Raw genomic sequence first — 17409 nt, forward strand, 5'->3', positions numbered from 1 at the left:
GCTGATGCGGGTGCTGAGGTTCGTATCGACCGTGACAGTTGCCCTGACGGTAAGCGGCTGCGGCGGCACCGGTGGTGGGACTGGTCCGAACTCGGTCACCGTGTACAGCGCGGACGGGCTCGGCTCGTGGTACGAGATTCAATTCGAGAAATTCACCCAAAGTACGGGAATATCCGTGAATCTCGTGGAAGCCGGCTCTGCTGAGGTGGTTTCACGGGTCGCCAAGGAGAAGGCCAACCCGCAGGCCGACCTGCTGGTGACGTTGCCGCCCTTCATCCAGAAGGCGGCAAGAAGTGATCTACTCGTTGGCGCCGGGGTTGACGTCTCCGCGGTAGCCGAGAACAACCGAGACGCCGATGGTAGATACGTCGCGATTGTCGACAACTGTCTGACGTTCATCGCGAACCCTGCCGCGGACCTGAAAGATGCGCGGTGGAGCGACTTTCTGAGTCCTAGGTTCAAGGGCAAACTTCAGTATTCGACACCCGGGCAGGCCGGGGACGGGACCGCCATGTTGGTACTCCTGCAGCACCTCATGGGAGAGCAGGGCGCCGTCGACTATCTCAGAAAGCTGCAGCACAACAACGTCGGACCGTCCAGCTCCACAGGCAAGCTTCAGCCCAAGGTTAGTAATGCGGAACTTTGGGTGGCGAACGGGGACGTTCAGATGAACCTCGCATCGATCCGCGAAGACCGCTCGAACTTCTCCGTGTTCATCCCCGCGACCGATGATGGTTCCCGCTCAACGGTTTCCCTTCCGTATGTTGCCGGAATCACCAGGGGTGCCCCGCGACTGGAGAACGCGAAAAAGCTGCTCGACTACTTGCTGTCCGTGGGCGTTCAGCAGACCGTCTCTGGTGAGGCATTGGGGATGCCGGTACGTGCCGACGTACGACCCGAGACGGGACCCAACACGCCGGCGGAAGTCCTGGAGGGAGTGAACATCTGGCATCCGGACTGGAATCAGGTGCTCGACACCCTCGATGCGTCATTCATTGCCTACCAGAAAGCGACCGGGAGCTGATATGGACCGCAGTGCCGAATTCTCCTCGCCTAAAAGGTTTGTCGGCGATGTCCTCGCCGGGACTCCAGTCGAACCTGCCCCGCGTTCTGGCGCTGCCGCGGACGCACCGGCGATCGTCTTCGACCATGTCACCGTCACCTATGGCCGCGGTAAGAAGAGGTCCGAAGCGTTGCGAAACTTCAACCTGCGTATCGCCCGCGGTGAAACGGTGGCCCTTCTTGGACCCAGTGGATCGGGAAAGTCCACCGCGCTCAAGGCACTCGCCGGCTTCGTGCGGCCAACCTTCGGCACGGTCAGGTTGGATGGGCACGACGTGACGGACCTACCGCCCGCGAAACGAGGAATCGGCGTAGTTGTGCAGTCCTATGCACTGTTTCCTCACATGCGCGTGCGAGACAACGTTGCCTTCGGTTTGCGGGCACGTAGAACCAAATCCGGCCACATCGCGGCGCGTGTCGACGAGGCGCTGGCGATGGTGAGCATGTCCAGGTATGCCGACCGTTATCCCCGCGAGTTGTCCGGCGGTCAGCAGCAGCGCGTGGCCATTGCACGCGCGCTGGCAATCCGTCCCCGGGTGCTGCTTCTGGATGAACCGCTTGCCGCCCTGGATGCTCAGTTGCGTCAGTCGATGGTCGCCGAGCTGCAGCAGCTGCAAAAGACCTTGTCGGATACCGCCATGCTGTACGTCACCCACGACCAAAGCGAGGCATTGGCGTTGGCAGACCGGATTGCCGTCATGCGCAACGCGGAGCTTGTCGATGTCGATACCGCGCGCAACCTGTGGACCCGGCCGCCCTCCGATTTCACCGCGAACTTCCTCGGTGGCGCGAACCTGATCCCCTGCACCGTCGGACGGGTGTCGGGTGAGTCGGCATTGGTCTCGGTGGGGGACAAGGTGCTGAGCGCCACCGCACCAAAACCCGAGGTTGGCCGTGACCCCTGGGCGCCCGGAGCCAATGCGATGGTGTGCATACGCCCACACACACTTTCCGTGGTGGCCGCGGGCGAACCCGGTGCACTGCACGCACGCGTGGCCGCGCAGGTGTGGCGCGGAGCATCGACCAGGCTGTCGCTCGCGGTGAATGGATTTCCCGACCAGCTCATTGATGTGGACGTGCCGGGGCATGGCGACTTTCCACCGGATTCGGCTGTCGGCGTGAAGTTCCCGGAGCCGGCCGGAGTTCTCGTCACCATTCCGGGGGCGGCGAAATGACCGCGGTTCTGGAACGTGCCAATCCCACGGACGCAGCACCCGGTAGGGAGCCGCGACGGACCGTGCCCATGCTCTCGGCGCTGCCGCCGCTTCTCGTCATGATCGTCATCATCGTGTACCCGTTGCTGCGAGTGTTGTCGAATTCCGCTGACGGAGAGGGGAACAGCACGTGGATGGCGGTGCTGACCTCAACGCTGTTCCAGCGTGCTCTGGTGAGCACGGCGCAGATCGCGGTGCTCACCACCATCGGTTGCCTGGTGCTGGGGACTTTTATTGCCATCGTGCTGTCTTTCGTACCGTTTCCGGGGTCGGAACTGGTCGGACGACTGATCGACACCGTCCTGGCGCTTCCGTCCTTTCTGATCACCCTCGCCTTCACCTTTCTGTACGGCACCGCGGGTGCGGTCAACGCTGTCGTCGCGGGTATCTCCGGAGGAGCGCGTCCGCTGGATTTCCTATCCAGTCCCACCGGAGTGATCCTGGCCGAGATCACCTTCTTCACGCCGTTTGTGGTGCGCCCCTTGCTGGCCGCTTTCGCGACAGTCCCACGTGAACAGTTGGATGTTGCCGCGAGCCTCGGGGCATCACCGTGGCGGGTGCTGCGCACGGTACTGATGCCCGAAGCCTGGCCGGCCCTGATGGCAGGCGGCAGCTTGGTGCTACTTCTGGCGCTCAATGAGTTCGGGATCGTCCTATTCACAGGTGCCAAGGAAGTCGTGACACTGCCGGTCCTGATCTACACCCGGGGCATCGTCACCTTCGATCTGCCGGGCGCGGCAGTCATCGCGACCGTTCAGGTAGCGCTGTCACTTGCGTTGTACGGCCTCTACCGGATCATCTTCTCGCGCATGGTTTCCGGGCGGACTGCGCTTCATCCCAAGGGGGCATGACATGCTGCTGTGGACCAAGCGGAGCAGGATTATCCTGTGGGCGGTCTTCGTTGCCGCGGTCACCGTGATCTTCCTGGCGCCGATTGCTACCGTGGTGCTTGCCGGATTCGCCGGCGCGTGGACTGGCCCGTTACCCTCGCAGCTCGGGTTAGAGCGATTCGGGAAGGCGCTCGGCGGTGACGATCTCGCCAGTTTGGCCGTCAGTCTGCAGACGGCCCTTATCGCGAGTGCATTCGCGTTGGTGCTCGGAACCTGGGCCGCATTGAGTGTGCGTGAGGTGCCCCCATGGTTTCGGAGAGCCATGGATGTCGTCTTCCACCTACCGATAGCAATTCCCTCAGTGGCCATCGGTCTGGGATTGCTGATTGCTTTCAACGAACGCCCCTTCTTGCTCGGGGGAACGAAATGGATTGTGATCCTTGCGCATACCGCACTTGTGTTGGCCTTTGCCTTCAGTTCTGTTGCGGCGGCGCTGGAACGTCTTGATCCGGCCTACCGCCAAGTGGCGGAGTCGTTGGGCGCGGGGCCAGGCCGGGTACTGGCGAAGGTGACGCTGCCGCTGCTGATGCCGTCACTGAGTGCTGCTGCCGGACTGGCGATCGCGCTGTCCATGGGGGAGTTGGGCGCCACGGTGATGGTGTACCCGGCCACATGGCGAACCCTGCCGGTGACCATCTTCGGTCTCTCGGACCGTGGACAAGTGTTCTCGGCGGCTGCATCCACGACGCTGCTGCTGCTGGTGACGCTGCTTGCGTTGCTCGTGGTCGGCCGGATCCGCGGGAAAGTGACGCGGGTTGAGTGATCGCACGCGCGCTAATAACGCACAGTTTGTGCGGTAATATGCTCGGGTGCGGTGGCCGGGCATTTGTCTGGGGAGTGCCCGACCACCGTTCACCGCCGAAGGGGGGAGGGTGGACGGGCACGCACGTTCTGCGGCCACCAGAACCAGCGTCCCATCAGTGCGGCTATGGCCGGCGTCATGAACGAGCGCACTATCAAGGTGTCGAAGAGCAGGCCGAGCCCGATGGTGGTACCGACCTGGGCCATGACCCGTAGGTCACTGATCGCGAATGACATCATCGTGAAGGCGAACACCAGACCGGCGGAGGTCACCACGCTGCCGGTGCCGCCCATCGACCGGATGATGCCTGTCTTCAACCCCGCCGCACGTTCCTCAAGGAAGCGGGACACCAGAAGCAGGTTGTAGTCAGATCCCACCGCCAACAGGATGATCACCGACATCCCTAGGATCATCCAATGTAGTTCGAGCCCAATGACGTGTTGCCACAGCAGGACCGACAGTCCGAATGATGCGGCGAGTGAAAGCAAGACGGTGCCCACGATCACCAAGGCGGCCATGGCTGCGCGCGTGATGATCAGCATGATGATGAAGATCAGGCAGAGCGCTGAAACGGCGGCGATGATTAGGTCGTAGGTCGAGCCTTCCTTCATGTCTTTGTAGGTTGCCGCGGTGCCCCCTAAGTAGATCTTCGAGGTTTCCAGCGGTGTGCCCTTGATGGCTTCGAAGGCGGCGTCCTTGATCTGGGAGATGCGTGAGATGCCCTCGGGGGTGGCGGGGTCGCCTTGGTGGGAGATAATGAAGCGCACGGCTGTGCCGTCGGGTGAGACGAACATTTTCAGGCCCCGTTTGAATTCAGGATTGTCGAACACCTCGGGCGGTAGGTAGAACGAGTCGTCATTCTTGGATTCGTCGAATGCGCGGCCCATCGCGTTCGAGTTCTGTTGTTGGGCGTCCTGCAGTTGCTGTTGCCCCCTTTGGGTTGCGTAGTTGGTCAGCGCTCGTTCGAGATCTGCTTGCTGGCTGGGTATTTGAGGGGGAGTCAGCGCATCCAGCTGGCGCTGAACGGCATTGAGCTTGTCCATGCTGGCCGTGATGCCCCCCATCTGGTCGGTGAGATCGTCGATACTGTCGATGGCATCGAATAGTCCTCGAAGTGCGGCGCAAAAGGGGATGTCGAAACAGTGTGGCTCCCAATAGAAGTAGTTGCGTATTGGTCGCAGAATGTCGTCGAGGTTGGCGATCTTGTCACGCAGACCGTTCATTAGCGGCGTCATCGCGGCATAAGCTTTGTTCTGCTCGGCCTGCGTGGCAGCGGTCTGCTGCTGAAGTGCCACCTGTTGGCGCAGACGGTCGATTCCCTGGGAGATGCCATCGGCCTGGGCCAGGAGGTCTGCAGTGCGGTCCTTCGAATATGACCGAGTCAGCTGTTCGCTGCCTTGGTTGCCGAGCTGGTACGGAATCGAAGTGTGCTCGATCGGGGTGCCCAGTGGCCGGGTGATGGTCTGCACCCGGGCGATGCCCGGCAGATGGAACACGGCTCTCGCGATCCGTTCGACGATGAGCATGTCCGCAGAGTTACGCAGGTCGCGATTCGCTTGTACCATCAGTAATTCCGGATTCAAGCGGGCAGGGGACATGTGACGTTCTATCGCGGCGTAACCCGCGTTAGCTTCCATATCGGTCGGCATGTACTTGCGGTCGTCATAGCTGGTCTTGTAGGTAGGTAGCGCCAGCAACCCGATCAGTGCCACCACGATGGACACCGCCAGGATCGGGCCGGGCCAGCGCACGATGGCAGTACCCACTCGGCGCCAGCCGTGAGTGCTCAACGTGCGCTTGGGGTCCAGCAGTCCGAAGCGGCTTGCCGCCGCGATCACCGCCGGCGCCAAGGTGAGCGCGGCCATGGTGACCGCGAGCATCCCGATCGCCAAGGGCACACCCATGGTCTGGAAATAGGGCAAGCGAGTGAAACTGAGGCAGAGTGTCGCTCCGGCAACGGTCAGGCCCGAGCCCAGGATTACGTGCGAGGTGCCCCGGTACATGGTGTAGAAGGCGGTTTCGCGGTCCTCGCCGGCTTGACGCGCTTCGTGGTAACGCCCAAGGAGGAAGATCACGTAGTCGGTGGCCGCGGCGATCGCGAGCAGGGTGAGCAGATTGACCGCGAAGGTCGAGAGCCCGATCACGCCGTGGTAGCCGAGGAACGCCACTATGCCTCGCGCGGCGGCCAGCTCGAGTAGGACCAACACAATGGTGGTGGCAACGGCGACGATCGAGCGGTACACGAGGAGCAACGTCACCACGATGACCCCAATGGTCACCGCGGTGACCAGCTGCAGGCTCTTGTCGCCGACGCGCTGCTGATCGGAGAGTAGCGCCGCCTGCCCGGTGACATAAACCTTCAATCCGGCTGGCGGAGAAGCGGCTGCCACTGCGTCTTTCACCGCCTGAGCCGACTCGTTGGCCAACGCCTCGCCCTGGTTGCCGGCAAGATAAAGCTGCACATAGGCAGCCTTGCCATCTGCACTCTGCACACCGGCGGACGTCAGGGGATCGCCCCAGAAGTTCTGCACGTGCTGGACATGCTTGGTGTCTGCTTCGAGTTTCGTGACCAGACCGTCGTAATACTTATGGGCCTCGATCCCGAGGGGGTTGTCCCCCTCCAGGACAATCATTGCCGAGCTGTTGGAGTCCGACTCTTTGAAGACGTTGCCGATGAGCTTCATGGCTTGAAGTGACGGCGCGTCGTCGGGAGTCAGGGACACCGACTGCTTTTCGCCGACCACTTCCAATTGGGGCACAACGACGTTCAGGATGACGGTCAATGCCAGCCAGCCCAGCAGCACCGGCACACAGAATACGCGGAGGATCCGGGGAATGACCGGGTGTCTATCGGTCTGGTGGTCGCTCATGCGGACTTCACTAGGCAGAAGGTCTGGGCGTTTACACCCTGAGATGTGTTCTCCGCCTTGACCTGGTCGTTGACAACGACGCGGCAGCTGATGTTGTCCCCGTCCCCTTGCGCCACCACGGTGGCGGTAGCCGATGTGGCGGTGGTTGTGAGCCTGACAGACCAGGGAAGTGGGGCGTCGCGAACAATCTGTGGGTTGGCCTGAAGGTCGAGGTAGTTGATGGTCGCCACGGCGCCTTCCTTTCCGAAGACCTCGTAGGTAACGGTTTTGGGATTGAACGGCTCAGCGTCTTCGGCCAGGCCCGCGCCCGGCCTGGTGATCTCGTTGTTCGTGCCGAAGATTCCGCGTGCCCGATAGACCACCAACCCTCCCAGTGCGAGAACGACCACGATGAGGAGAGGAATCCATGCCCGCCGCAGTACCAGGCCCGCGCCCTTGGTCAGCACGCTCGTACCGCCCGCGACATCAGATTCTTCCGGCATGAAATCCCAAGGCCACCAGTCGCAATCGCCAACGATGCCCATCTCCTTTTTGATACGTCGATGATCCCAATCCCTTCGTCTGGCGAGCGAAGCCGTGAGGCTCGAAAATAACGCAGAGCCTGTGCGTTATTGCAACGTACAGGCTGCCGGGTGGACACGCAACACACAGGCTGTGCGTTATCCGACGGCTTGGCGTTATGGTCGAGCGGTGTCCAAGACGTCGTTTCAGCGTGCGCGCAGCGAGGAGCAGAAGCAGGAACGTGCATCTGCGCTGCTTGACGCCGCGAGGTCGTTGGCATCCGAGACCGGTGTCGCGTCGGTGACGTTGACGGCGATGGCTGACCGGGCGGGTATCCACCACTCGGCGGTGCGCCGCTATTACACCTCGTTCAAGGAGGTGCTTCTCTTACTGGGAGAGGAAGGCTGGCGACGTTGGGCGACAGGGGTTTGCGATTCGCTGGACGCGACCGATCAAGTGCCTCCGGCGCAGATCGCGACGATCATGGCAGAGCATTTCGCCCGCGATCCATTGTTCTGCGATCTCCAGGTGAATCTGCCGCTGCACTTGGAACGCGAGGTTGAGGTGGAGCAGGTCGCCGCGTTCAGACGGGTCGCGTACGAGTCGGTCCGCTCGGTGGCACAGGCGATTCAGCGGGCATGTCGGCTATTCGACGAGGAGTCGGCTTTTGACGCTATCGCCGCCGCATGTTCCCTTGCGGCCATGTTTTGGCAAAATGCCCACCCCCCAAAGAAAGTCGCCGAAGCCATCGGGGACGATGTCTTGTCGCCCAACTGGAATATGGATTTCCTGCCAGCATTGACTCGAGTGCTGGCGGCCACATGTGTCGGGCTGGCGATTCGCGCGGTCGACGGTCGTTAACGAGGGAGCTCCTCTGAGGCATGGCGTTACGGATCCAGATACATGTGGCGAGGTCATAGTCAGCATGCGCGCGCTGTTCGGGTCGATCGACATCCTCGAATTGGCGGGTGCCGTCTCAAACAACTCGACCGGCGGGAACTGACCCGCTGGTCTCAGGGGCCGGTCAGTCCTTCGCTGTTCGTCGCATGGTGAAAGCCCATGCCGTGCATGATCGTTGTCACCTCATCCTCGAACAGCGTGTCAACGTCCTTGACGAGCTGGCCCAACGTTCCGAAGATCTCGCTGGTTAGGAACCCAGTGAGGGAGGTCCATGCTGTTAGGACGACTCCGACCATGACCGGGTCTGCCGCGTCCGCGTTGGTGTAGAGCTTTAGTAGCAGCGGGCCGGGGGCCACTGGGCGTATTGCGGTTTGAGCCGTTGTGGCTGCTCCAGCTTCAATGGCCTGGAGGTAGGCGGCGCTGAATATCAGGATCGGGCGTACTGCGGCGGGCCCGGTATCAAGCGGCTCGGCCCGATAGCCCGGGATAGGAGTTCCGGCAATGAGTGCAAAGTCTCCGGAATGAGCTAAAGCCCACTGGCGATAGGCTTCGCAGACCGCGCGTGTCTGCGCCCGAGGGTCAGTGGAGACGTACTCCTGTGCTTGCATCATCGAATCCGCGAGCTCATTGAACGCGTCGATGCATAGTGCAGTGATCAACGCCGACTGTGTCTCGAAGTAACGAAAGAGTGCACCTGGCGCCATCCCCATCTGCCTGGCAATTCCGCGCAGAGACAGCCCTCCGGTCCCAGAGCTAGCTAGCTGTTGCCGGGCTAGAGATTTGATTTCGTCGAGCGTCTGCTGACGCAGCCGAGCGCGCCTAGTCGCAGGAGGGTTCGCGCTTCTTGGCGGCGTCGAACTCATTGGTCATACCCCAACTGATGTGGAGAGTGCGTCGCAAGCAGTGCGAGCGCCGAAGAAGTCAGCTTGATAAATCCTATTCGGGCCCTAGTGCGCTCCAGAGCCCTCTCCCCCTGCGATATCACAGAGACGTCGTATACATCAGCCGCCGTCACGTGCCTCAGGATCGTGTCCAGCATTAACGTTTTGGCCCGCTTGGCAGCCACCACCGCGATATCTGGCGACAACTCACGGAGGTCCAGCATACCCGTGAGCAGGGACGGTTCTGGACTCTTGCTCCTGCGGCACTGAAGGTTGCGGGCTCAAAGCCATATCTCCACAGCGGTTTGGCCACCTTTGATGCGTCCCTGTATGGCGTAACAGACATCACAGTGCACGCATATCTATTTATGAGTGATAGTTCTTATGTGAACAGTGATCACCTAAATCAGGGGGCAGTCGACTATGTACTGACGACCACGCGTGTGGTCCGAAAAAGACTCGACCTCGACCGTCCGGTCGGCCGGGAAATCATCGAGGATGCCATCAGCGTTGCGGTGCAGGCCCCTACTGCCGATGACCTGCCCCGCTGGCACTGGTATGTCGTCGATGACCCCGAGGTCAAAGTCCGGCTCAAAAAGGTTCAGCAAGAAGAGGAACTGCAGTCTGCGTCGCCCAAGTATCGCGGTGACGCTGTGGCTGCCTATCGCGAGATGGTTGAATCGATCGGCGCGACGAGCAGGCTAGAGACCAGGATCTCTGGCGTGCAGCGCCTGGTAGAGAACCTCGACCGAATCCCAGTCATCGTCGTTGTGGCACTTCAGAATCCAGTCCCACTGGACGAGATTCCCGACACCGAAATCAACGGCCCAACTATGCTGCTCAGTTCGATCCTGCCTGCGGCGTGGAGCTTCCATCTCGCCCTGCGCGCTCGAGGGCTTGTCTCGGCCTGGACGTCATACTTGCTCAACACCCCAGAGTGCGTCGCGCGGGTTCGCGACTTGCTAGGCATGGCCCCCGACCACCACCCCGTGGGCACTTTCCCCGTGGGTTATCCCCTTGGTGGCACCGACTTTCCCTCCGCCGGACGCGGCACCGATGGCGTCATCCACTGGAACACACATGGCCCCGCACGATAAACCTGCACCTTGCTGAAGCAGCGTAGTGATCCGTATCTCGTTCTATGACAGAAAGATTGGTTGTGAAAAACGACCTCAACGAGGTAAGGCGCACCCGCGGTGCGACGAATTTTCCGTCAACTGACCAACTTTTTTAAGGAGTATTGTGACGACACCTGATTTTCGGCGTCTCGGAGGCTTGGAATGGACGAGACGAACGCGAGGTACCTTGACGCGTGCAGAGCGCTTCAAGCTCAGCATCGCCGTCATGCGACAAACAGCCCAAGTTGTCGCGGGACGGATGCGGTTGGCGCAGGGCAAGCTGCCGGCGGGCGCCGAGGATATTGATGTGCGCGAGTTCGTGCCACCAGATTCGCGGCTCGCACGCGAGGTGGAGGCGGCGTGCGCCGAGCAGCCCGAGCTGCTTATCGGCCATTCATATCGGGCCTGGATTTATGGCCTCGCGCTGGCTGCGGTAGACCGCGCCCCGCTTGACCGCGAGTTGTTTTACTGCGCTGCTCTGGTACACGACTGGGGTATCGCGGTTCCTGTGCCAGGGGAGGACTTCGTTATCCGAGGAGCGGACCGCGCGTTGGAGTGCGCCCGGAACGCTGAGCTAGATCCCCTTTCGGCGGACCTGATCGCCGATGGAATCTGCGGGCATGAAACGCCTGGAGCGACGATCGAACATGACGGCGCGATTGCCTATTACGTGCAACACGGAGCGATGGTTGATGTCGTGGGAATACGCGCGTGGGACATCGCGCCCCGCAACATCGAGAACGTTTTGCAGCGCCACCCGCGTGAAGCCGACTTCAAACGCCAAGCCCAAAAGCTGGTGAAGAACGAAGCTATCGCAGTTCCCAAGGGCCGTTTCGGATTACTCGACCGCTACGGGATGACCCGCTCAATTGCGTTGGCGCCGTTCGAAAGCTGACCGGTGATGCCGCGTTCATAGGCCATAACGCCGTAGGCGCTCCGCGGTAACGGTCACAGAGCAGGCAGCGACGCGGGACAGCGAAGCTATCGCGACGCAACCGTCTGGTTTGTTCTGCCACTAAACGATGGGGCCTGATTCACGGAGTGGAGTTTTCAGTCGACTGAGGTGCTCGGCGCCGCGATGCGTGCGGGTGAGGTGACATCAATAGAACTGGTCGAAGAGGCGATCGCCCTTATTGGGCGGGACGGCAAAGTGATCAACTCGGTCTGTATTCCAGATTTTGACTACGGCGCTACCAACAACCCATGGGACTACGACCGCATGGCTCTGGCCGAAGCCATCGGGGACGATGTCTTGTCGCCCAACTGGAATATGGATTTCCTGCCGGCATTGACTCGAGTGCTGGCGGCCACATGTGTCGGGCTGGCGATTCGCGCGGTCGACGGTTTGTGAAAACCAGTGCAGGCGTGACTACTGGTACAGGTAAACGCTTTCGGCGGCGCAGGGCGGCCGGTCCTTGCCGTCGATCTCGTACTTGATGCCATACGTCGCCTCGACGGTGCCCTTATCGCGCAACTTGGCTGACAGTAACGTGACATGGCCGCGCACCCGTGCTCCCACGTGCAGGGGCGCGGGGAACCGCACTTTGTTCACGCCGTAGTTGAGCACGGCGTCATATGACGCGATCTCAAGCACCTCGTCCAGGAATGCCGGGGCGAGTGCGAGCGTGAGGTATCCGTGCACGATGGTCCCGCCGAACGGGCCGGCCTTGGCGCGTTCGGTATCGGTGTGAATCCACTGCCTGTCACCTGTCGCATCCGCGAACTCGTTGACCTGCTCCTGGGTGATCTGAACCCAACTGCTGGTACCCAATTCGACTCTGCCCAGGGACAGCAGCTCCTGTGGTGTCGCCAGCTTGGTGGACATACCGCGCACTCCTTTTCGGGTCGTGGTGCCTGATCGCATTACCGACTTCTCATGCCGGCTGGACCCTTCTTACCCGAGATCGCATGCCTGCCACGGGACAATGCCGAAATCCGGCAGCTCGGTACATGCGGGTAATGTTTGCCGACATGAGGTGGTCGGTGCCGCTGGTGGTCGCGTTGCTGCTCGGGGTGGTGGCCTGCCAACGTGGGGTCGACGGCGAGGCGACGGCCGATCGGGCATCTGTATCGGCGGGACCCATCCAGCCCGCTCAGCTCGATCAGCTGCTCACTCCCGCGCAATCGTTGAGCGTGACGCCGGGAAAGCCGCTGTTCGAGACCGATATGCAGTCGGTTCTGTGGATCGGTGCCGATCCTGCCGAATGCCAGGGGGTCGTCGGATATGGCCGCCATCCGCTTTTCCCCACGAACTACACGGGGCGCGAAGCGCGGACGCAGACCGATAACCAGTACCCGAACCAGCACCAACTCCTCGAGGTGTCGGCTACCTACCCCGGTGATTTCCAGGCGTCGAGATTCCTCGAGTCGGTGCGCACCACCGTCTCCAAATGTCAGCTTTCGGTCGCTGCCTGGGGGGATGATCAGAAACGCAGTACGGTCACGCCCGGCCCGGTGGTCGCTGGTTCGCCGGACATGGTCCGCTGGTCGACGAATCTGGATGGCGATCAATGGATTTGCGAGTTCACCGTGATCGCCAAGGCGAACGTGATCTCGCAGCTGGTCACCTGCTCAGCGGATCGATCGATCGACAACAAGGCGTTGTCGGACGAGCGACTCCAGAAGATCGAGGAGCTGCTCAACTCGAAGGTCTGAGCGCCGATCAGGACGCTTCGCGCGCCGCGATGTCCTGGGCGAGCAAGTTCTCGGCCCGTTCGATGATGGCATCGACGGTGAAGTCGAAGTTGGCGTCAGAGATCGTCGCGATCGAATGCCCGCGGGATGCCAGATCATGCAGGGTGGGGGCCAGCGAGGCGTTGGGCACCACGCTGCGAGCCTCGCCGGATGCGGGCATGACAGTGTCCATGTGCTCAAGCACCACGATGCCCCGGATATGCAGCGACAACGAGAAGTACACATCTAACGCGTTATCCGGGCTGAATCCGACGCCGATCAGGGTTTGGACAAGCGATTCCAGGTTTTGAATGCTGGCCTGCAATGCCTCTGCGCTGAGCTCGCTGGTGCGCATCAAGATGAGCTCGACGAGCACCGGACGTTCCCGGAACGCCTGCCGCATTCGGCGGGTATGACTGCGCAGGGCGTCCTGCCAGGTTTCGTCGCCAACGAAGGGTGCGGCGAAGTGATACTGCTTGGTGGCGCGGTCGGTCATCGCGTCGAGAAGCTCGCCCTTTTTGCGGAAGTACCAGTAGATACTGGTCACACCGACATCGAGATGCTTCGCTAGCAGCGGCATGCTCAGCCCACAGATCCCAATTTCCTCGGCAAGCTCGAATGCTCCGGCGATGATGTCCTCGGCGGTGATGGAGCCGCGGCGCCGTCGTTCCCGCTTAGGGCTTTGGGTGCTGGTCGTCCTGGCCTCGCGGCCGACACCGGCATGTCGCATGTGTAATCCTCGTCGTGCCCCCGTTGCGTCGATCTGCCCCGCCCTACGGACAAACGCCCTGATAGCAAGTTGGCAGGATACCGCAGAGACCTGGGTGGGCGGTCGGCTCCCCGTCGTGCACAGTTCGCTGAGGCAGGGACGGCCGATCCGCCTCAGAGATTTGCGCGGGGGAGTTTCCGGTGGTGGTGGCGCCGCGCAGTGCGACCGCGACGTGTCGCCGATCTGGTAATACCTCTGTGCGGTACGGCGACGTGCAGGCACCATTGACATTCGCAGCTGGCGGCATCGAGAAGGGTGTGGCGATGGCAATCGACAGGGATATCGACAGCGATATCGAAGAGGAACCGGCGGTGGAGGAGACCGCTGTGCAGAAGCCAGGGAAGAGGCACTGGTGGGCGCGGCAGTACACCTTCACCGGTACCGCAGTGGGCCTGGTCTTTCTCTGGCTGTCTATGACTCCTTCGTTGCTTCCGCGTGGACCGCTGTTCCAGGCGCTGGTCAGTGGGGGCTCGGGTGCTATCGGGTACGCGCTGGGTGTGCTGGCGGTGTGGTTGGTGCGGTACATGCGGTCGCAGGATTCGAGTCCTAAGGCGCCGCGCATCGCGTGGTGGATTCTCATCGTCGTGGGGATCATCGGTACCGCCCTGATGATCGTGTGGTTCCACTTTTGGCAGGACCGCGTGCGCGACCTCATGGGTGTGCCGCGGCTGAGTTTCTGGGCGCACCCGCAGACCGCTGCGATGTCCATCCTCGTTTTGTTCATCCTGGTCGAGATTGGCCAGCAGATCCGCCATCTGATTCTGTTTCTCATCGAACGGCTCAATCGTGTGGCCCCCAAACGTGTCTCGGCTGTGGTTGCGGTCACACTGGTTGTTGTTCTTGCGATGGCACTCATCAACGGAGTCGTCGTCAGGGTCGCGATGGATTTCTTGAACAACACCTTCTCGGCGGTGAACAACGAGGAGAACCCGGACAATCCGGCGCCCACGACGGCGTTGCGCTCGGGTGGGCCGGGCTCGTTGGTTTCCTGGGCTTCGCTGGGTAACCAGGGGCGTGCCTTCATCGGAGGCGGTGCCACCACACAAGAGCTCTCGGCGTTCAACAAGGCTCCGGCCACCGAGCCGATCCGGGCATATGCGGGTATGGAATCGGCCGACAGCATCAAGGCCACGGCCGAGCTGGCGGCCAGTGAGCTGGAACGTGAGGGAGGCCTGCACCGCAAGGTGGTCGCGGTGGCTACCACCACAGGAACCGGCTGGATCAATGAAGCCGAGGCAGACGCCCTCGAGTACATGTACAACGGCGACACCGCCATCGTCAGCATGCAGTACTCGTTTCTGCCCAGCTGGCTCTCGTTCCTGGTGGACAAGGAGAACGCGCGCCAGGCGGGACAAGCGTTGTTCGAAGCCGTCTCGGCACGGGTCCGCGCGATGCCAGAGGGGATGCGGCCCAAGCTCGTGGTGTTCGGGGAGAGCCTCGGGTCGTTCGGCGGTGAGGCACCGTTCCTGTCGGTCAACAACATCGTGGCCCGCACCGACGGTGCGCTGTTCTCCGGCCCGACCTTCAACAACACGATGTGGCTGGAAGCCACCCACAACCGCGACGACGGCTCTCCGGAAGTGCTACCCATTTACGACAACGGAAGAAACGTCCGATTCGCTTCGCGCCCAGAAGATCTCAAACGGCCCGCCGATCTGTGGGGTCGCCCGCGCATTGTCTATCTGCAGCACGCGTCGGATCCGATCGCGTGGTGGAACTCCGACCTCATCCTGAGCAAGCCCGACTGGCTGCGCGAACCTCGCGGCTACGACGTGTTGCCCAGCATGGAGTGGATTCCGTTTGTCACCTTCTTGCAGGTGTCCGCCGATATGGCCGTGGCGGTCGATGTTCCCGACGGGCATGGCCATGTCTACGTCAGAGCCGTGGCCGATGCCTGGGCGGCGATTCTGCAGCCTCCGGGCTGGACGCCGGAGAAGACCGAACGGCTGCGGCCGCTGTTGCGCTCGGGGGAGTAGCGGACCGCGCCTGGGCGGCGGCTGTTCCGTACGGTGGGCTGGGTGAGCCACACCCTGGGGTCGAGCAACTACGTGAGCACCGCCGACGGGCGTGCGTTGCATTACATGGTCGCCGGAACCGGTGACCCGACAGTGGTCTTCGAGTCGGGAATGGGATTTTCGCGGTCGGCATGGGGGCTTGTGCAACCCCTTGTCGCCCAGCGTTTTCGGTCAGTGGTGTATGACCGTGCGAACTTGGGGCGCAGCGACGACGATGATCAACCGCGCACACTGGAGCGCATCACCGGGGACCTGGATGCACTGCTGACGGCGCTCGGTTCGGGTCCGTACATCCTGGTCGGCCACAGTTACGGCGGAACCATCGCACTGGCGTCGACCGCTGCCGATCCGTCACGCATCGCGGGGATCATTCTCGTCGATCACTCCGACGAGAACCTGGATTCGTACTTCCGGCCGACCTCACTCGGCCTCCAGATCCTCGGCACCATGCATCGCGCGGCGCTCGATGCGCTGGGGCGGGTGGGTCTGCTGTCGCACATCGTCCGCCGCATGATGCCGCGGATGCCGCGCGATGTCGTCGACGATATGACGGCCGAAGATCTCACGTGGCGGGCCGGGCGGGCCGCCAACGAGGAGGACCGGCGCTTTGTGGCAGGGCTGACGGGGTTGCGTGATAACCCGCCGATGGTCAACGGCATCCCTGTCACCGTCATATCGGGAGCCCGCGCCGAGTTTCTCAACGAGGAGACGCGGTCGGAGCTGAACGCTGCCCACCAATTAACCGCGCATCGGCTGGGAGCGCGCCACGTCGTGGCCCGCAAATCCGGGCATCAGATAGTCCTCACCGAACCGCGATTGATCGCCGACGAGGTATTTCGGATGGCGGGGGCATAGACCCTCTGTGTCGTATGTGACAAGCGTGGCTGCCGTGTTTGTTGAGGTAGCTGTCGTAATCTGAGGCTTGAGTTCTTCAAAGTTCTCGGAACGGCCTTGCGAGGTAACAGTGGTGTCCATATCCCGTAGGGATGTCCTCAAATACGCCGCGGTCATGCCGGCCGCAGTGGCGCTGGGTGGTGCCGCCTCGGCCGTGGCCGTCCCCCGCGCGAATGCGGCTTCACTGGGAACACTCATCGATTACGCCGGCGGTGTCCCGACTCCCGAATCGATCAAGGCAGCCGGGCACTTGGGTGCTATTCGGTACGTATCAGATCCGCGCAGCCCGGGGCTTTCAGCGGGCAAACCCATCAAGCTCGCCGAGGCCCGCGATCTCTATCGGGCCGGCTTGAAGATCGTCTCCAACTACCAGTACGGAAAGCAGGACACCGCCGACTGGCTGGGCGGCCAGGAGGCCGGGATCAAGCACGCGCAGCGTGGTTGGCAGCTGCACGTCGCGGCCGGCGGCTCCTACAACGTGCCGATATACGTCTCCATCGACGACAACCCGACGCCCGAGCAGTACAAGAATCAGGTGGCGCCGTATCTGAGGGCCTGGGAATCAGTGGTCGGCCATGCCCGCACCGGGCTGTATGGCAACTCCAAGACCATTGATTGGGCGCTGCAGGACGGGCTGTGCTCGTATTTCTGGCAGCACAACTGGGGAAGTCCCAAGGGCTTCGTTCACCCTGAGGCGCACCTGCATCAGTTCGAGATCGACAAGCGACAAGTTGGTGGAATCGGTGTCGATCTCAACGACATTCTCAAGCCCAGTTTCGGGCAGTGGGTCTGAGCGCATACCGCATCAGGGGCGGGCGCG

At 61.9% G+C, this 17409-nt stretch carries 17 protein-coding genes; 12 read left to right on the top strand and 5 right to left on the bottom strand.

Annotated features, from left to right (window positions below; all coding sequences use genetic code 11):
- The first annotated feature begins 4 nt into the window (after positions 1 to 4).
- From AOT83_RS04250 to AOT83_RS04265, 4 genes are read left to right on the top strand one after another with little or no spacing between them, the layout of a single operon-like run.
- A complete protein-coding gene (locus tag AOT83_RS04250; RefSeq protein WP_057965181.1) occupies positions 5 to 1024 on the top strand; it encodes a 2-aminoethylphosphonate ABC transporter substrate-binding protein in 1020 nt (339 codons plus the stop codon).
- A 1-nt stretch (position 1025) separates the two neighbouring features.
- Complete coding sequence (locus tag AOT83_RS04255) at positions 1026 to 2237, top strand: ABC transporter ATP-binding protein (RefSeq protein ID WP_057965102.1); 1212 nt, start codon at positions 1026 to 1028, stop codon at positions 2235 to 2237.
- Positions 2234 to 3127 carry a 2-aminoethylphosphonate ABC transporter permease subunit gene (locus tag AOT83_RS04260; RefSeq protein WP_075907733.1) on the top strand — a complete coding sequence of 298 codons (894 nt, stop codon included), beginning with the start codon at positions 2234 to 2236 and terminating at the stop codon, positions 3125 to 3127. Before AOT83_RS04255 ends, AOT83_RS04260 begins: the two co-directional genes overlap by 4 nt.
- Position 3128: 1 nt before the next feature.
- A complete protein-coding gene (locus AOT83_RS04265) occupies positions 3129 to 3929 on the top strand; it encodes an ABC transporter permease subunit (RefSeq protein WP_030094956.1) in 801 nt (266 codons plus the stop codon).
- A gap of 89 nt (positions 3930 to 4018) precedes the next feature.
- Here AOT83_RS04265 and AOT83_RS04270 read toward each other — a convergent pair whose 3' ends face one another.
- Both AOT83_RS04270 and AOT83_RS04275 read right to left on the bottom strand, forming a co-directional pair.
- Entirely contained in the window at positions 4019 to 6838 is a 2820-nt protein-coding gene (locus AOT83_RS04270) for an RND family transporter (RefSeq protein WP_057965101.1), read from the bottom strand.
- Positions 6835 to 7320 carry an MmpS family transport accessory protein gene (locus AOT83_RS04275; RefSeq protein ID WP_044104581.1) on the bottom strand — a complete coding sequence of 162 codons (486 nt, stop codon included), beginning with the start codon at positions 7318 to 7320 and terminating at the stop codon, positions 6835 to 6837. Before AOT83_RS04275 ends, AOT83_RS04270 begins: the two co-directional genes overlap by 4 nt.
- A 208-nt stretch (positions 7321 to 7528) precedes the next feature.
- Here AOT83_RS04275 and AOT83_RS04280 point away from each other — a divergent pair, with 208 nt between their 5' ends.
- A complete protein-coding gene (locus AOT83_RS04280) occupies positions 7529 to 8200 on the top strand; it encodes a TetR family transcriptional regulator (RefSeq protein WP_030094959.1) in 672 nt (223 codons plus the stop codon).
- A gap of 152 nt (positions 8201 to 8352) precedes the next feature.
- Here AOT83_RS04280 and AOT83_RS04285 read toward each other — a convergent pair whose 3' ends face one another.
- Positions 8353 to 9102, bottom strand: a complete 750-nt coding sequence (locus tag AOT83_RS04285) for a TetR/AcrR family transcriptional regulator (protein ID WP_044104298.1) — start codon at positions 9100 to 9102, stop codon at positions 8353 to 8355.
- A 404-nt stretch (positions 9103 to 9506) separates the two neighbouring features.
- On the opposite strand from AOT83_RS04285, the gene AOT83_RS04295 reads away from it, so the two are divergent.
- The 3 genes from AOT83_RS04295 to AOT83_RS04305 all read left to right on the top strand — a co-directional run bounded on the left by AOT83_RS04295 (position 9507) and on the right by AOT83_RS04305 (position 11589).
- The gene (locus AOT83_RS04295) at positions 9507 to 10217 is read left to right on the top strand and encodes a nitroreductase family protein (protein WP_057965100.1); all 711 of its coding nucleotides are present in this window, start codon (positions 9507 to 9509) and stop codon (positions 10215 to 10217) included.
- 247 nt (positions 10218 to 10464) lie between these two features.
- On the top strand, positions 10465 to 11133 hold the full coding sequence (locus AOT83_RS04300) for a hypothetical protein (RefSeq protein WP_131726916.1): 669 nt from the start codon (positions 10465 to 10467) through the stop codon (positions 11131 to 11133).
- Between the two features lie 168 nt (positions 11134 to 11301).
- Positions 11302 to 11589: a hypothetical protein gene (locus AOT83_RS04305; protein ID WP_030094964.1), complete on the top strand. Its 288-nt coding sequence runs from the start codon at positions 11302 to 11304 to the stop codon at positions 11587 to 11589.
- A gap of 18 nt (positions 11590 to 11607) precedes the next feature.
- Here the strand turns inward: AOT83_RS04305 and AOT83_RS04310 are convergent, their stop codons facing one another.
- Positions 11608 to 12063: a MaoC family dehydratase gene (locus AOT83_RS04310; protein ID WP_057965099.1), complete on the bottom strand. Its 456-nt coding sequence runs from the start codon at positions 12061 to 12063 to the stop codon at positions 11608 to 11610.
- A 134-nt stretch (positions 12064 to 12197) separates the two neighbouring features.
- Here AOT83_RS04310 and AOT83_RS04315 point away from each other — a divergent pair, with 134 nt between their 5' ends.
- A complete protein-coding gene (locus tag AOT83_RS04315) occupies positions 12198 to 12893 on the top strand; it encodes a sensor domain-containing protein (RefSeq protein ID WP_057965098.1) in 696 nt (231 codons plus the stop codon).
- A gap of 7 nt (positions 12894 to 12900) precedes the next feature.
- On the opposite strand, the gene AOT83_RS04320 is transcribed toward AOT83_RS04315, so the two are convergent.
- Positions 12901 to 13641, bottom strand: coding sequence for a TetR family transcriptional regulator (locus tag AOT83_RS04320; RefSeq protein ID WP_030094967.1), 741 nt, complete (start codon positions 13639 to 13641; stop codon positions 12901 to 12903).
- Between the two features lie 263 nt (positions 13642 to 13904).
- On the opposite strand from AOT83_RS04320, the gene AOT83_RS04325 reads away from it, so the two are divergent.
- The 3 genes from AOT83_RS04325 to AOT83_RS04335 all read left to right on the top strand — a co-directional run bounded on the left by AOT83_RS04325 (position 13905) and on the right by AOT83_RS04335 (position 17382).
- Positions 13905 to 15656, top strand: a complete 1752-nt coding sequence (locus AOT83_RS04325; RefSeq protein ID WP_109394439.1) for an alpha/beta-hydrolase family protein — start codon at positions 13905 to 13907, stop codon at positions 15654 to 15656.
- Between the two features lie 72 nt (positions 15657 to 15728).
- Positions 15729 to 16550, top strand: a complete 822-nt coding sequence (locus AOT83_RS04330; protein WP_030094969.1) for an alpha/beta hydrolase — start codon at positions 15729 to 15731, stop codon at positions 16548 to 16550.
- Positions 16551 to 16659: 109 nt separating this feature from the next.
- Complete coding sequence (locus AOT83_RS04335; RefSeq protein ID WP_030094970.1) at positions 16660 to 17382, top strand: glycoside hydrolase domain-containing protein; 723 nt, start codon at positions 16660 to 16662, stop codon at positions 17380 to 17382.
- Positions 17383 to 17409: the final 27 nt, after the last annotated feature.

The sequence above is a fragment of the Mycobacteroides sp. H001 genome (assembly GCF_001440005.1).
In the GTDB taxonomy this organism is placed as follows: Bacteria; Actinomycetota; Actinomycetes; order Mycobacteriales; family Mycobacteriaceae; genus Mycobacterium; species Mycobacterium gwanakae.

Coding starts and splice junctions, on each gene's coding strand:
- AOT83_RS04265 (WP_030094956.1), top strand. CDS start 3,129: ATGCTGCTGTGGACCAAGCGGAGCAGGATTATCCTGTGGGCGGTCTTC.
- AOT83_RS04315 (WP_057965098.1), top strand. CDS start 12,198: ATGTTTGCCGACATGAGGTGGTCGGTGCCGCTGGTGGTCGCGTTGCTG.
- AOT83_RS04260 (WP_075907733.1), top strand. CDS start 2,234: ATGACCGCGGTTCTGGAACGTGCCAATCCCACGGACGCAGCACCCGGT.
- AOT83_RS04310 (WP_057965099.1), bottom strand. CDS start 12,063: ATGTCCACCAAGCTGGCGACACCACAGGAGCTGCTGTCCCTGGGCAGA.
- AOT83_RS04270 (WP_057965101.1), bottom strand. CDS start 6,838: ATGAGCGACCACCAGACCGATAGACACCCGGTCATTCCCCGGATCCTC.
- AOT83_RS04300 (WP_131726916.1), top strand. CDS start 10,465: ATGCGACAAACAGCCCAAGTTGTCGCGGGACGGATGCGGTTGGCGCAG.
- AOT83_RS04285 (WP_044104298.1), bottom strand. CDS start 9,102: ATGAGTTCGACGCCGCCAAGAAGCGCGAACCCTCCTGCGACTAGGCGC.
- AOT83_RS04250 (WP_057965181.1), top strand. CDS start 5: ATGCGGGTGCTGAGGTTCGTATCGACCGTGACAGTTGCCCTGACGGTA.
- AOT83_RS04255 (WP_057965102.1), top strand. CDS start 1,026: ATGGACCGCAGTGCCGAATTCTCCTCGCCTAAAAGGTTTGTCGGCGAT.
- AOT83_RS04320 (WP_030094967.1), bottom strand. CDS start 13,641: ATGCGACATGCCGGTGTCGGCCGCGAGGCCAGGACGACCAGCACCCAA.
- AOT83_RS04275 (WP_044104581.1), bottom strand. CDS start 7,320: ATGCCGGAAGAATCTGATGTCGCGGGCGGTACGAGCGTGCTGACCAAG.